The 14,114-nt window shown below is 33.3% G+C and carries 13 protein-coding genes; 2 read left to right on the forward strand and 11 right to left on the reverse strand.

Annotated elements, in window-relative coordinates; genetic code table 11:
- Window positions 1-5: 5 nt before the first annotated feature.
- Genes rfbD through K1X16_RS09575 form a run of 8 tightly spaced genes read right to left on the reverse strand, consistent with a single transcriptional unit; the run spans window position 6 to window position 8,437 of the window.
- On the reverse strand, window positions 6-872 hold the full coding sequence (rfbD, locus tag K1X16_RS09540; RefSeq protein WP_225035922.1) for a dTDP-4-dehydrorhamnose reductase: 867 nt from the start codon (window positions 870-872) through the stop codon (window positions 6-8).
- A complete protein-coding gene (gene rfbC / locus K1X16_RS09545) occupies window positions 869-1,414 on the reverse strand; it encodes a dTDP-4-dehydrorhamnose 3,5-epimerase (RefSeq protein WP_225035923.1) in 546 nt (181 codons plus the stop codon). Before rfbC ends, rfbD begins: the two co-directional genes overlap by 4 nt.
- A gap of 1 nt (window position 1,415) precedes the next feature.
- Window positions 1,416-2,279, reverse strand: coding sequence for a glucose-1-phosphate thymidylyltransferase RfbA (gene rfbA / locus K1X16_RS09550; protein WP_225035924.1), 864 nt, complete (start codon window positions 2,277-2,279; stop codon window positions 1,416-1,418).
- 1 nt (window position 2,280) lies between these two features.
- Entirely contained in the window at window positions 2,281-3,297 is a 1,017-nt protein-coding gene (rfbB, locus tag K1X16_RS09555) for a dTDP-glucose 4,6-dehydratase (RefSeq protein ID WP_225035925.1), read from the reverse strand.
- On the reverse strand, window positions 3,290-4,342 hold the full coding sequence (locus tag K1X16_RS09560) for a hypothetical protein (RefSeq protein WP_225035926.1): 1,053 nt from the start codon (window positions 4,340-4,342) through the stop codon (window positions 3,290-3,292). The genes rfbB and K1X16_RS09560 overlap by 8 nt, the downstream gene beginning before the upstream one ends.
- Before the next feature lie 3 nt (window positions 4,343-4,345).
- On the reverse strand, window positions 4,346-6,037 hold the full coding sequence (locus tag K1X16_RS09565; RefSeq protein ID WP_195870292.1) for a DUF6909 family protein: 1,692 nt from the start codon (window positions 6,035-6,037) through the stop codon (window positions 4,346-4,348).
- Between the two features lie 28 nt (window positions 6,038-6,065).
- Window positions 6,066-7,568, reverse strand: coding sequence for a GH3 auxin-responsive promoter family protein (locus tag K1X16_RS09570; protein WP_225035927.1), 1,503 nt, complete (start codon window positions 7,566-7,568; stop codon window positions 6,066-6,068).
- Entirely contained in the window at window positions 7,568-8,437 is an 870-nt protein-coding gene (locus tag K1X16_RS09575; RefSeq protein WP_225035928.1) for a M23 family metallopeptidase, read from the reverse strand. Before K1X16_RS09575 ends, K1X16_RS09570 begins: the two co-directional genes overlap by 1 nt.
- Before the next feature lie 115 nt (window positions 8,438-8,552).
- Here K1X16_RS09575 and K1X16_RS09580 point away from each other — a divergent pair, with 115 nt between their 5' ends.
- Window positions 8,553-8,738 (forward strand): twin-arginine translocase TatA/TatE family subunit, encoded by a 186-nt coding sequence (locus tag K1X16_RS09580; RefSeq protein WP_195870295.1) that lies wholly within the window; start codon window positions 8,553-8,555, stop codon window positions 8,736-8,738.
- Between the two features lie 99 nt (window positions 8,739-8,837).
- On the opposite strand, the gene K1X16_RS09585 is transcribed toward K1X16_RS09580, so the two are convergent.
- The 3 genes from K1X16_RS09585 to K1X16_RS09595 all read right to left on the reverse strand — a co-directional run bounded on the left by K1X16_RS09585 (window position 8,838) and on the right by K1X16_RS09595 (window position 12,859).
- Window positions 8,838-9,815, reverse strand: a complete 978-nt coding sequence (locus K1X16_RS09585) for a DUF4837 family protein (RefSeq protein ID WP_225035929.1) — start codon at window positions 9,813-9,815, stop codon at window positions 8,838-8,840.
- A gap of 24 nt (window positions 9,816-9,839) precedes the next feature.
- Complete coding sequence (locus K1X16_RS09590) at window positions 9,840-11,399, reverse strand: LysM peptidoglycan-binding domain-containing protein (RefSeq protein WP_225035930.1); 1,560 nt, start codon at window positions 11,397-11,399, stop codon at window positions 9,840-9,842.
- A gap of 272 nt (window positions 11,400-11,671) precedes the next feature.
- Window positions 11,672-12,859 (reverse strand): phosphoglycerate kinase, encoded by a 1,188-nt coding sequence (locus K1X16_RS09595; RefSeq protein WP_225035931.1) that lies wholly within the window; start codon window positions 12,857-12,859, stop codon window positions 11,672-11,674.
- Between the two features lie 69 nt (window positions 12,860-12,928).
- Between K1X16_RS09595 and K1X16_RS09600 the strand changes: the two genes are divergently transcribed.
- Window positions 12,929-14,089: an ATP-binding protein gene (locus K1X16_RS09600; protein WP_225035932.1), complete on the forward strand. Its 1,161-nt coding sequence runs from the start codon at window positions 12,929-12,931 to the stop codon at window positions 14,087-14,089.
- The last annotated feature ends 25 nt before the right edge of the window (window positions 14,090-14,114 follow it).

A 14,114-nucleotide genomic window follows, 5' to 3' on the forward strand; every position in this document is an offset into this window, starting at 1 on the left:
AATGTTTATTTCAAATATTTACCCGCCTTATAAGCTTTAATCAAATCACCAACACTGTTTTGCCAAGTATTGAGCTCTTTGTAAATACGCTCTGTTTTCTTAAGGTCAAAAACGCTATACTTCGGGCGCTTGGCTACAGTTTTAAAAGAGCCAGAGGTTTTAATTTTTTCTAATTTATCTGAATTATAATTTTTAGCGATCTCTTTGGCAAACTCATACCAAGTAGTACTTCCATTTGCTGAAAAATTATAAACACCGTAGGGAACAATACCCTGGTTAATCAAATGAATTATAAAGTGTGCTAAATCTACACAACTCGTTGGTGTACCAACTTGTTCCGTTGTAATATTTAATGTGCTGTCTTCTTTAATTTTATTGATAATTGTTTTTACAAAATTTTTACCATGTAAAGCATATAGCCATGATGTTCTAATTATATAATACTCATTTAATTGTTCTTGAATATAAAGTTCCCCTTGCAGCTTTGATTTTCCGTATTGGTTAATGGGATTTGTCTGATCAGTGGTAGTATAAGGTTCAATGCTTTCACCGTCAAACACATAATCCGTTGAGATATGTATAAGTTTCACGTGATACACATTACAGACTTCTGCTATATGCCTTGCCCCTTCTGCATTAATTAAAAAAGCGTCTTCTGTATTTGTCTCCGCCCCTTCTACATTAGTATATGCAGCGCAATTAATACAATAGTCAAAATCTGAATAAGCAAATAGTGTTTCTAACTTAGTTTTATTGGTAATATCTAAATCGCTACGTGAATAAAAATGGAAATCAATGGTGCCACTATCAGGCAAATCTTTTATGGTTTTACCTAATTGACCGTTTGCTCCTAATACAATGACTTTTTTCATAGTATAGCATTCCTAAGGTTTGGCAACTCTTTATCCTTATCTGAAATAATTAACTCTTGTGCTGAAAGTTTCCAATCTATCGCTAATTTTTCATCATTAAAAATGATACCACCTTCAGATTGCTTATTATAAAAATTATCGCATTTATAACTGAAAATGGTATTATCTTCTAATACCAAAAAACCATGAGCAAAACCTCTTGGTACAAAAAACTGTGTTTTATTTTGCTCTGAAAGTTCAATAGATAAATGTTCCCCAAAAGTTGGCGATTTGGGTCTTAAATCTACAACAACATCTAAAACGCTTCCTTTTATAACTCTTACTAACTTTGCTTGAGCAAATTCGCCTGTTTGATAATGCAAACCTCTAAGTACCCCTTTAGATGATTTTGACTCATTATCTTGAACAAAATTAACATCTAGACCAAGCGCTTTTTTAAATGATTTTTGATTGTAGTTTTCTACAAAATAACCGCGTTTGTCTTCGAAAACTTGAGGTTCTATAATAAAGCACCCTTTTAGTTTGGTTTCTTTTGCAATCATATTATTCAGATACTAAACTTAATAAGTGTTTTCCATAGCCGCTTTTTGTTAACGGCTTCACTACGTTTATAAATTGTTTTTTATCAATATAACCCATTCGGTATGCAGCCTCTTCAATAGATCCAATTTTTAAGCCTTGACGCTCTTCTATGACTTGTACAAATTGTGACGCTTGCATTAAAGATTTAAACGTTCCTGTATCTAGCCAAGCTGTTCCCTTATCTAAGACACTCACTTTTAATTTTCCTTGGCTTAAGTACATTTTATTAACGTCTGTTATCTCTAATTCACCTCGTTTGCTAGGTGCTATGTTTTTCGCAATGTCTACAACCGAGTTATCATAAAAATAAATCCCAGGAACCGCAAAATTAGATTTTGGTTTTTCGGGTTTTTCTTCAATGGATATGGCAACGTCATTTTCATCGAATTCAACGACACCATAGCGTTCTGGATCGTGAACATGGTAAGCATAAATAATACCACCTTCAGGATCGTTATTCTGTTGTAATAAATCTGCTAATCCAGTGCCATAAAAAATGTTATCACCTAGAATTAAAGCCACCTTATCATCGCCAATAAACTCTTCTCCAATAATAAAGGCTTCTGCCAATCCGTTGGGTGATTCTTGTACTGCATATTCAAAATTACAGCCGTAAGATTTTCCATCTCCTAACAGCTTTTTAAATAAGGGTAAATCTTGAGGTGTAGAAATAATTAAAATATCGTTTATACCAGCCCACATTAGCGTAGAAACAGGATAATATATCATCGGTTTGTCGTAAATAGGCATTAATTGCTTACTTACAGCTAAAGTTAAAGGATGTAACCTTGTTCCTGATCCCCCTGCAAGTATAATTCCTTTCATCTCAACTACTGTATTTATTTAGATACCATTCTATAGTTTTCATAATGCCAGATTCAAAATTCTCTCTTGCTTTCCACCCTAGCTCTTTTTCTAATTTAGAAGCATCGATAGCATATCTAAAATCGTGTCCTGGTCTATCGTTTACAAATGTAATTAGTTCAGAATAAGAGGATCCATCTTCTTTTGGTTTGATTGTATCTAACAATTCACAAATTGTATGAACTATATATAAATTATCGCGCTCATTTTTCCCACCAACATTATAAGTTTCTCCTGCCTTACCTTTTTGAAACACCAGATCAATTCCTCTACAATGGTCATCAACATATAGCCAATCTCTAATGTTTTTTCCATCTCCATAAATAGGAATAGGTTCATTGGCAATCGCTTTTCTTATGATGGTTGGAATCAACTTTTCATCGTGCTGTTTTGGCCCATAATTATTACTGCAATTGGTCGTTACGACATTCATACCATACGTATGAAAATAACTTCTTACAATAAAATCTGATGATGCTTTTGAGGCACTGTAAGGACTATTTGGAGCGTAAGGCGTGTCTTCAGTAAATAAGCCAGTAGCTCCTAATGTTCCATAAACCTCATCGGTAGATATGTGATGAAACCTATTATCTCTACAACCGTCTTTATACTTAAACGGAGCATTCATCCAATGTGATTTAGCGACGTCTAATAAATTAAAAGTGCCATTAACATTCGTTTTTATAAAAGCATCCGGATTCTGTATAGAATTATCGACATGAGATTCCGCTGCAAAATGAATAACACGAGAAAAATCATACTCTTCAAAAAGCTTTTTTACAAGTACGGTATCACAAATATCTCCTTCTATAAAAGTATAATTATCATTTTCTTTTAGCTCACTTAAATTAGAAAGATCAGCTGCATATGTTAATAAATCTAGGTTAACGACCTTTATATCTTTATAGTTATCTAAAAAATGAACTATAAAATTTGAACCAATAAAACCCGCACCTCCAGTTATTAAAATATTACTCATAACTTTTAATGTAGTTAAATACTCTAATAACCAAGAAACCTAACAGTATAAAAACTATAGTTAAAAGCGGGAATAGTACTATATAGCGTTGCTTAAAATTATTGTCAATTTTACCAACTCTATCGAATGCTGATAGCACATCAAAATATGTGTTTTCTTGTGCTACGGTTTCATTCAATAAATTTAATGCCCTTCTAATCTCTTGTTCTTTTAAAAATAGGTCATACTCTTTTGTCGTGGTTTTTTCTTCCTGAACTGGTAATGCACCACTTATACCAAGAGATAACTTATTATTTTTAGATTGATTTCTAAGAACCTCTAAATATGTTTTTTGAATACTATCTAAACGTGACAACTGTGTTGTATACGTTAATCGTTTTATGTATACCGTTGTATCTCTAACTTGTTTTTGTTGTTTTGAAAAATCATTTTCAAACGTTTTACGAAACCCTTTTTTAAGATGCGTAAAAACATCTTGAGTATGAGATCTTGCATTAATAGTAAATAAATTACCAGACATAAGACTTCTGTTGTTAATATAGTCAGCATAACTTAACTCATCAACTAAAGATGTATCGATTCCTTTTACATACTCACCATATTCAACAAATAAATCATTTTGCGTTTCAGGACCTGCTTCCAAATTAAACCCAATCAACGCTTTAGCCTTCGCAGTATCTATTTCAAATATGTTCGATAATTCATCAACATTCTGAGAACTGATTAGCGAATTAAAATAATTAATATTACTAAATAACTGATATTTAGAATCAAAGTGAGGTCTAACTACCATATTCGAATAATATGTTGGCTCTTTAGTTTGTTCTAATATAAAACCTAAAACCATTGATATAACTACTGCAACCGCAACGAATTTAAAATATATAAATAGAGGTTTTATCAAATAAATTATCGCAGAGAAAGCACTTTTAAATAGACGCCCAATAAAAGCAAATAATTTTTCAAACAATCTACCGATTGCATTAAATAACTGACCTAAATCAACCTCTTCATTCTGTGGTTGCTGTGGTAATTTCTCACTCATGTGTTATGAATTAAATATTTGTTCTAGTATTTTTTTTGTAATGACGTATGTTGGTTTAACACCAGAAGTTCCTAAACCTCCAGAAGCTAAAGTACCACCTGTTTCTAATGGATTATCACTAGCATAATAGGCGTACCTTACTTTTACATCTTCGTTGATGCTGCCTCGTACTCTAGAGGCGGCTTGTATGGCTTTTTGGTAATGCGCCCCTTCCATTTCTAAACCTATGACATTCCATGTCGATTTTTTAAAGAACTTTAAAATCTCTTTATTTTGAAGCGATGTCCCTAAAACAGTCACCATGGTTCCTTCAAAAACAGAGACTCCACAATCTAATAAATCATTTTTGCTTAGTTCATTTTTAAACGGATAATTATCGGCTGTACCTTCAAAAATATGTGCATTAGGAATCATAACATCACCTTTTCCTCCTTCTAAAATGCCCGCTTTTCCCATTATTGAAATCGACTTCACATCTAAGTGTACACTTTTCCCATTGACATTAATAGGTTTTAATAATTCGTCTAAAGTCTCATAAGCTTGCTCTCCAAAAGCATAATCCATAACGAAAATAACAGCTTTATTCGCTTTAGCTTCTTCAAGATATTTGAATTCTGTTTTAGAAAAATCAATTTTATCTGAATCAAAAATTTGAATATCTATATTAGTACCAGACGAATCTTTTATATAGATCATTCCATTTTGCAACGCAGATTTTTCAACTTTATTACGTAATAATGAATTTTTAGAATCACTTAACGCTTCGTACGTTTGAAAAATATCCTTTTTAGCATCAGCTCCTTTTAGCGTTCCTTTAGCAAACAGTGAATTCATAACACTGTGCATATTAGCACTAATAATATGAATAGGTCGTTCTAATAAATCGTTTTTATGCAAAGCCGCCTTAATCGTATCTGCCCATATTTCACCATGAATATGATGTCCTAATCGTTCTCTTAAAACAGGACTAAAAGTTATAGTGCGTTTGTTATTATTAATGGTTTCTTCTATGGCTAATTTTCCCAACCAATACACAATGTGCAATAAACGTTCTGGTTGACTTTCGGTTGCAAACTTAGGATATGCTTCAGTGAGTTCATTAAACGTTCTCCCTAAAATATTAGCCGTATGTGTAATCGCTATTTCACGTTCTTTTTGTGTCAATTTTTTTGTTGCAGTTACCGCATTTTCTAATTTTTGCCAATCTCTAACCGTGGTCCCTTCTTCATCTATAAGAACACGTTTGCTAATTTTATGAGACTCAACAAACAGAAACGTAAGGTGTGTTAGAATATCGTAAATCTCAGAACGGCCTCTTGTGATTTCAATGTTCATTTGCTCATCATCAATACGATAGCAGTTTCGTCTTCTTTTTGGTGGAATTATAGCTTTAAAATGTGAATTGGCATAACCTTCATCACTTGTAAGGTTAATAAATGTACACTCTTCTATACCTTGTGGTAATCGATCTACGACATAAAGTAAACCTTCTAGTTCTGCTTTTTCTTCTCCAATAGAACCATAGATTTCTGGACGTAGAAGCAATAAAGCCTCGCGCAATGTTTCACCAGAAACACCCATAGGTTTGTAAAACCCGCGATTAAACAGGTGTCTCATCGTAATATACATGCGTTCTATGGCACTAGAGCTCTCCTGAGCCCGCGTACGTCCTTGTTTCTTTTTATTTGTAATCATAATCTTAAATTGACCTACAAATATAGGCTTATTTGATTAATTTTAGTTGATGCATACGATCTGCAATTTTTCTGTCGTTAGCAAGTCTTGGAATTTTATTTTGGCCTCCTAGTTTTCCTATCGATTTCATATAGGTTTGAAAGCCGTCTTTTTTAATTTTTGTCACCTTTAATGGTCTAAGAACTTTCCCTTTAATCAAATCTAAATAATAGCTGTTTTGTTGTTGTAAGGATTGTTCTAATGCTTCAATTAATTCCGCTTCGTTTTCTGGTTCGTTTTCAAACTCAATTAACCATTCGTGATATGGTAAGCCTTCTTCCGGACTTATTTGAGGTGCAACCGTAAACTCATTTACAGAAATTGATGTGTTTTCTGTAGCTTCTTTTAAGGCTTGTTCCACTTCTTTTCCTATCACATGCTCTCCAAAGGCAGAAATAAAATGTTTTATGCGTCCGCTTACAATCACTCTATATGGTTTTAGTGATGTAAACTGAATAGTATCTCCAATATTGTAGGCCCAAAGTCCTGCGGTAGTAGAAATAATCATGACATAATTTACGCTTAACTTTACATCTGCAATGGTAATCCGTTTTGGATTCTCATCAAAGAAATGCTCGGCTTCTACAAACTCGTAAAACATACCAGAATTGAGTTGCAGCAACATCCCTTTTTCTCCTTGTTTATCTTGAAATGCAAAAAAGCCTTCACTAGCAGGATACAATTCAATACTATCTACTTTTCGACCTATTAAATTCTCGAATTTAGCTCTGTAGGGTTCGTAATTAACTCCTCCAAATATGAAAAGGTTGAAGTTTTTAAAAAGATCACCAACGTTTTTTCCTGATTTTTCAATCAGTTTTTCAAAGTACATTTGTACCCAAGATGGAATACCAGAAATGATACTCATATCTTCATTTATAGTTTCATCTACAATGGCTTCAACCTTAGTTTCCCAGTCGTCTATACAGTTAGTTTCTAAACTTGGTAATCTGTTTTTTTGAAGATATTTAGGAACATAATGTGCAACAATACCAGATAATCTTCCGAGTTTTATACCATTTTGTTCTTCTAAAATAGGACTTCCTTGAAGGAAAATCATTTTACCATCTACAAATTTTGAATTGCCTGTTTCATTAATATACATTAGAATGGCATTTCTTGCCGCTTCAACATGTGTTGGCATGCTTTCCTTGGTAATCGGAATGTATTTTGCTCCTGAGGTTGTTCCAGAGGTTTTTGCAAAATAAATTGGCTTGCCTTTCCAAAGTATATCTTCTTCGCCAGCCACAACACGTTCTACATAAGGTTTTAATTCTTCGTAATCTCTTATAGGAACATTTTTTTGAAAGTCTTCATACGTTGTAATGGAATCAAAATTATGATCTTTACCAAAAGCCGTATGCTTAGCTTGAGAAATTAAATTTTCAAAAACGTTTTGTTGCGTTTCAATAGGTTTAGATGACCATTTTTGAATACGTTTTGCTATAAATTTAGCAAAGGGTTTAGAAAGAGCAGCTTTAAATGAAGGCATTATTCAAAATTGATAAAATTAGTTGGGTCTATAGAATATCCTTTACTCCATAATTCAAAATGAAGATGTGGACCTGTAGTTAGTTCTCCAGCATTTCCAGACATAGCAATAACTTCACCAGACTTTACAACATCTCCTTGTGTTTTAGTGATTGCCGAATTGTGTTTATACACCGAAATTAATTCCCTGTTGTGTTCTATAATGACCACATAACCGGTTTCTACGGTCCACTCGGCAAAAATTATAGTACCATCTGCAGTGGCTTTCACTGGTGTATTAACTGGCACCACAACATCTACAGCAAAATGTTTTTCTTCTAAGTTATAACCTTCTGAAATCGTACCATTTACAGGTGGAAATAAAATGTAACTCGATTGATCTCCTGCTACTTCAAACAAATTATACTTATCTTCTTTGGCTACTTTTTCTCTTAAAAGTGAATCTTCTCTATTTGTTGGTACTTGTAAAATATCGAGATCATTTTTTGCTGCTTCGATTATAGAATCGCGATTAAAATCTAAAGTTGCAACATCACCTGTTAATACTTTTCTTATAGATGCATAGTAACGTTTATTCAATTCTAATTCTTGAACCAACGAATCGGTTTTGTAATTGAGGATTGTAGCTTTCTTTTTCAGTTTTGCCGATGAATAACCAGGTATATACTCTCTTAACGGTGTAAAAGCGATTAACAATACCGTGAAAAACACCAATGAAATTGCAGAAAGCGATGATAATATAAAAACGTTTAATCGTGTTAACTTAATGGCAAATCGTTCTTCAAAAGTATCCTCATTTAGAATAACTAAACGGTACTTATGAAGTAATTTTTTTGTGAATTTCTTTTCTTTTATTTTCTTTTTTGCCATCAAAACAAAATTAGTTAAAATACTCAAATAGTCTCATGATAAAGTCTTAAAGTTGCTATAACAACGCTATTATTAAACTATAATTACTTAACTTTGCAGTCTAAATTAAAAAATTATGAATTTAAGCATTATACCTTTATTTGTTGGTCCATGGCAGTGGGTTATTATAGGGCTTGCAATTCTTTTATTATTTGGTGGTAAAAAAATTCCGGAATTAATGAAGGGGTTAGGAAGCGGAATTAAAGAATTTAAGGACGCTAGCAAAGACGAATCTGCTGATACTAAAGAAAACAATAACTAAGTAAAATGGGCTTTGACCCATTGAGAATAAAAAAGGTCATCTAAAACTATTATGTTTTTAGATGACCTTTTTTGGGTTTAATAACGACGTGTTATTGTATTAGTTTATAGTTATCGATTTAATAATCGATTCTAATTCAAAAATATAATCTCGTTTGTTTAAAGATGGTGCATATACATAACCATCTGCAATTAAGTAACGGTTGTTTATTTTATCTTCAATAGCATAAGTTATAAATGGTCCTGCCATAGTGAAACCTCTCATTTCCCACATACCTCTTACTTCAAAGGCTGGCTTGTTGTCTATTATGGTTTCAAATAGCGATGGTGCATAAGCATCTTCAACAGCCATATAAATGCCATCTTCACCCGGAATTTTAGATTTGGTAATCTCATCTCTCATTTTAATAATATCAACAATGGTACTGTCGCTTACCGAAATAGTTTCAAAAGGAACCTCATAAAGCATTAACTCAATAGTTTTATTGTTTTTTATATTTTTACGAATCCAGAAAAAATCATCATCAGCTTTACTAATTCTGTAGGCGTCAGGAATATTGATCGTTATGCCTAATTTAGTTTCCATCGCTGTATCATCTAACAATGATAGTTTAATACGTCTTTGCTTCTCTTTTACCTCTTCTTTAGTAAATGCATCGATTATTTTGGCTTTATTTTCTTTCAGTTGAGCAATAATCTCTTTGTCTGTTTTACCGCCAACTACAGCAACAGTTTGCGGCTTGGCAAAAGCATTAGTTACAATTTTAGTGGTAGATTCTATATCTCCTTTTTCAATTTTAAGAACAATTCTATTTCGTGCGGCAAAACCATCGAAAACCTGCGTCGGAATTTGTCTCATGCTAAAGATAGGCTCATCTGTTGGTAGTCCATTTAAAGGTGCAGCAAAAATATTTCGAACCTCTTCGCCTACTTCTCCTTCCCAAACAATATTATCAGCAACAATAGAAATTGTATTTAAATTACCATTAGAAGCCGGTAAATAAATCGTTTTATCTTCTTTTTTATCTCCACAGGCTAATAACAACACACAAAATAATACAGTGTAAAGTGATTTCATAAGTTTATAATTTTTGTTGGTTTATTATTTAGACACAATTAGTGTTTTTCCAATTTTGAGTTTATTACCACTAATATCGTTCCAATCTTTAATATTTTGAACAGTAACTCCAGAAAACTTTTGAGAAATAGACCAAAGTGAATCTCCAGACCTTACTGTATAGGTTTGTTTTCCTTCTGCATTTACTACTTTTTTAACTGGTGCAGAGGCATTGGACACACCATGGTTTCTAGGAAAAACAGTTAATCGTTGACCTATTTTTAAGTTGTTACTCCTAAGTCCATTCCATTGTTTTAGCTGACTCACTCTAACACCATACTTTCTAGCAATTTTTCCTAAATAATCTCCGTTTCTTACACGATATCTTATTTTAGTTTCGGCATTAACAACTTTTGGTAATTGTTTTTCACGCTTAGCAAATTCCGCATTTGCATACGCATAAATTTTATCTTCATGAGTTACAAATGTACCAATTGCTTCACGTGGCAAACGCAAGGTATAGGTTTTACCTTCCACCTTTGGGATAATATCTAATTTATACGCTGGATTTAAAAACTGTAATTGTTCAATTTTTATACCTGTGGCTTCAGACACATGACCTAACGAAATCATTTGTTTTACATGAACTGTATCCGTTTGTATGAGCTGAAAAGGCGGTCGCTCTGGCTTAAATCCGTGTTCTTCAGCATATTCAAAAATATACATAGTGGCTAAAAACGCAGGTACATAACCAGCCGTTTCTCGTGGTAAATTATGACGAATATTCCAATAATTTTTAGATCCACCAGAGCGTCTAATTGCTTTATTTACATTACCAGGTCCTGAGTTATAAGCCGCTAAAGCTAAATCCCAATCGTTAAAAATACGATAGACTCTATTTAAATATTCTGCAGCTGCTGTGGTAGATCTAATGGGATCGCTACGATCGTCTACATAACTGCTGACATCCAAGTTGTGTTCTTTTCCGGTGCCATACATAAACTGCCAAAGCCCTGTTGCACCAACTCTAGAACGTGCTCTTGGTTTTAATGCAGATTCTACAATCGCTAAATATTTCATCTCTAAAGGGATGTTGTGATTGTCAAATTCTTGCTCAAACATCGGGAAATAAAAGTGACTTAAACCCATTAACCGCTCTAGCGAATTGCGCCTGTGTTTTAAGTAACTTTTTATAACACTCTCTAGAGAAGTATTGTATTCTACATTAAACGGCGTTCTTGCATTAAGACGTGCTAATCTTGCTTTTAATGTATCTGTTGGAAGCTCTGGATAGTCTACGGGCTCATAGTCTAATTCAGTAACGGATTTGTAAATCGTATCGAAAAGCGAGTTACTATACAATTCATCTAACCATTTTTTATCGAGTTCTGCAGCTTCTGGTAAGTCTTTAATATTGGTAATATCTAAAGAATCTATAATGGCCTCAATCTTATTGTCAGATTGAAAAAGATTGCCGTCTAAAACAGAATCTTTTGTTGATACAACTTCTGAAGATTTTTTTACAATACTATCCGTTTTGGTTTGTGCCACCACAGTAGCTCCAAAAACAATTGTACCAAAAAATAATATTATAACTCGTAGCATATTAAAACAACATTAATTTAAATCTAAAATATAGGTTGGTTAATTAGGAGAAAAATAAAAAAATGAGAATGTTTAGAATGTAGTTCTCCTTGAATCCCTTCTTTTAACAACTCTCCTGTAGTGGTATTTATTGTTCCCACGTCTTGCCTAGCATCTCCTTCTGCAACATATTCAAAAGCATTATCAATACCATCATAACGCAAAAGTATACGACCTAAAAAAGGATAACCAACACAATTAAGTTTAGAAATATTGACTATTTTTTTCGCCTTTTAGCTCAATATTGCAGCGATTCCTGGTAAGGTCTTACCTTCTAAGCTTTCTAACATAGCTCCACCTCCAGTACTTACGTAACTTACTTTGTTTTCAAAACCAAATTGTTTCACGGCTGCAACAGAATCGCCTCCACCTACTAAAGAAAACGCACCATTTTTGGTTGCATTTGCAATAGAATCACCAAGCGCGATAGTACCTTTAGAGAACGTTTCTAATTCAAAAACACCTAAAGGACCATTCCATAGTATCGTTTTACATTTGTTTACAACGTCGTCAAAAATCTCTCTAGATCTTGGTCCAGCATCTAAACCTTGCCATCCATCTGGAATTTGAGTTACATCACAAGTTTGAGTATTTGCAGTATTACTAAAATCATCTGCTGCGATAACATCTACTGGTAAATGAATTGTAACTCCTTTTGCTTTGGCTTGCTTTAAAATATCTAAAGCCAAGTCCATTTTATCATCTTCACAAATAGAATCTCCAATTTTTCCACCTTGTGCTTTAATAAAGGTAAAGGTCATTCCTCCTCCAATAATTAAATGATCTACTTTATCTAAAATGTTTTCTATCACTGTAATTTTAGAAGATACTTTTGCTCCACCAAGAACTGCTAACACGGGTTTTTCACCATCCTCTAAAACTTTTTTAATACTCTCAATCTCTTGAGCTAAAAGGCTTCCAAAGCATTTGTTGTCTGGAAAAAACTCTGCCACAATAGTTGTAGAAGCGTGGGCTCTGTGTGCTGTACCAAAGGCATCGTTTACATAGATATCTCCTAGTTTTGCTAATTGTTCGGCAAAATCTTTATTTCCATCTTTTTCTTCTTCATGAAAACGTAAATTTTCAAGCAATAATATTTCACCAGGTTGTAATGCGTTAGCCTTTTCCTCTGCTTCAGATCCTACACAATTGCTAGCAAATTTCACTTCTACTCCTAAAATATCTTCAATTTTAGGAATTATATGTCTTAATGAAAATTCATCTTGCACACCTTTTGGACGTCCTAAATGCGACATTAAAACACAACTTCCGCCATCTTCTAAAATTTTTATGATAGTTGGTTTTGCCGATATAATTCGCGTTGCATCAGTAACTTGAAAATCATCGTTTAATGGTACATTAAAATCTACGCGTATTAATGCCTTTTTATCTTCAAAGTTAAAATCGTTAAGTGTCTTCATTTTTTATTTTTGATTTTGAAACACAAATATAAAGATTAGAAACAGAAATTTTTTATATAGTTTTGCTTTATGCAATTTTCTAAGGTTTTAGGACAAAAACATATTAAAAATCATTTGACTACAAGTGTAGATGCTGGCAGAATTGCCCATGCACAATTATTTGTTGGTCCTGAAGGTTCTGGTACGCTACCAATGGCGTTGGCTTATGCGCAATATATATTGTGTGGCAACAAGAATGGCGAAAACAGTGGTGGAAACGAGTCTTGTAATTTAAAGTTTAAGAATTTTTCGCATCCAGATTTGCACTTTGCCTTTCCGGTGACAACGAGCGATAAAGTAAAAAGCAAGCCCGTTTCAAAATATTATCTCGAAGAATGGCGCCAACTTTTAGACCAACAACCATACGGAAACCTTTTTGACTGGTACAAACTTTTAGGTGTAGATAACAAACAAGGGCAAATTGGTGTAGATGAAGCCCTTGAAATTGTAAAAGCATTAACCTTAAAGTCTTATGAAGGTGGCTCTAAGGTGATGATAATTTGGATGGCCGAAAAAATGAATATAGCGAGTGCCAATAAGCTATTAAAGCTTATTGAAGAGCCACCTGAGAATACCATATTTGTGCTTATTGCTGAAGATGAAGAACAAATTATTAGTACCATTAAGTCGCGTTGTCAGATTTTGCACTTTCCTCCTTTGGCAGAAGACGCTATAACGGAAGCTTTAGTGAGAAATTACCATATAGAAGAATCGGTTGCCATCAAAATTGCACAACAATCTAATGGAAACTATAATAAAGCATGTGATTTAATTTATCACGATAGTGAAGATATTCAATTTGAAAAATGGTTTGTATTTTGGATTCGTTCAGCATTTAAAGCGCGAGGAAATAAAGCTGCCATTCACGATTTAATTTCGTGGTCTAATGAAATTGCTAAAACAGGACGTGAAACTCAAAAGAAATTTCTCAATTTCTGCTTAAGTTATTTTAGACAAGCATTATTACTTAACTATAAGGCTGAAGAATTAGTTTATTTAGAGCCAAAATCTGAGGACTTTAAACTCGAAAACTTTGCTCCTTTTGTACATGATTCTAATATCCTAGAGATTTCGGATGAATTGCAAGATGCGATATATCATATTGAGCGTAACGGAAATTCTAAGATTGTACTGACAGACTTATCCATTAAATTAACCCGTTTATTGCACAAAAAAAGCCAAGCGTCTTAGGCTTGGCTTAGTAAAATCTAAATAA

It is taken from the genome of Winogradskyella sp. SM1960 (genome assembly GCF_020179375.1).
Taxonomy (GTDB): Bacteria; Bacteroidota; Bacteroidia; order Flavobacteriales; family Flavobacteriaceae; genus Winogradskyella; species Winogradskyella marina.

Coding starts and splice junctions, on each gene's coding strand:
- rfbD (WP_225035922.1), bottom strand. CDS start 872: ATGAAAAAAGTCATTGTATTAGGAGCAAACGGTCAATTAGGTAAAACC.
- rfbC (WP_225035923.1), bottom strand. CDS start 1,414: ATGATTGCAAAAGAAACCAAACTAAAAGGGTGCTTTATTATAGAACCT.
- rfbA (WP_225035924.1), bottom strand. CDS start 2,279: ATGAAAGGAATTATACTTGCAGGGGGATCAGGAACAAGGTTACATCCT.
- rfbB (WP_225035925.1), bottom strand. CDS start 3,297: ATGAGTAATATTTTAATAACTGGAGGTGCGGGTTTTATTGGTTCAAAT.
- K1X16_RS09560 (WP_225035926.1), bottom strand. CDS start 4,342: ATGAGTGAGAAATTACCACAGCAACCACAGAATGAAGAGGTTGATTTA.
- K1X16_RS09565 (WP_195870292.1), bottom strand. CDS start 6,037: ATGATTACAAATAAAAAGAAACAAGGACGTACGCGGGCTCAGGAGAGC.
- K1X16_RS09570 (WP_225035927.1), bottom strand. CDS start 7,568: ATGCCTTCATTTAAAGCTGCTCTTTCTAAACCCTTTGCTAAATTTATA.
- K1X16_RS09575 (WP_225035928.1), bottom strand. CDS start 8,437: ATGGCAAAAAAGAAAATAAAAGAAAAGAAATTCACAAAAAAATTACTT.
- K1X16_RS09580 (WP_195870295.1), top strand. CDS start 8,553: ATGAATTTAAGCATTATACCTTTATTTGTTGGTCCATGGCAGTGGGTT.
- K1X16_RS09585 (WP_225035929.1), bottom strand. CDS start 9,815: ATGAAATCACTTTACACTGTATTATTTTGTGTGTTGTTATTAGCCTGT.
- K1X16_RS09590 (WP_225035930.1), bottom strand. CDS start 11,399: ATGCTACGAGTTATAATATTATTTTTTGGTACAATTGTTTTTGGAGCT.
- K1X16_RS09595 (WP_225035931.1), bottom strand. CDS start 12,859: ATGAAGACACTTAACGATTTTAACTTTGAAGATAAAAAGGCATTAATA.
- K1X16_RS09600 (WP_225035932.1), top strand. CDS start 12,929: ATGCAATTTTCTAAGGTTTTAGGACAAAAACATATTAAAAATCATTTG.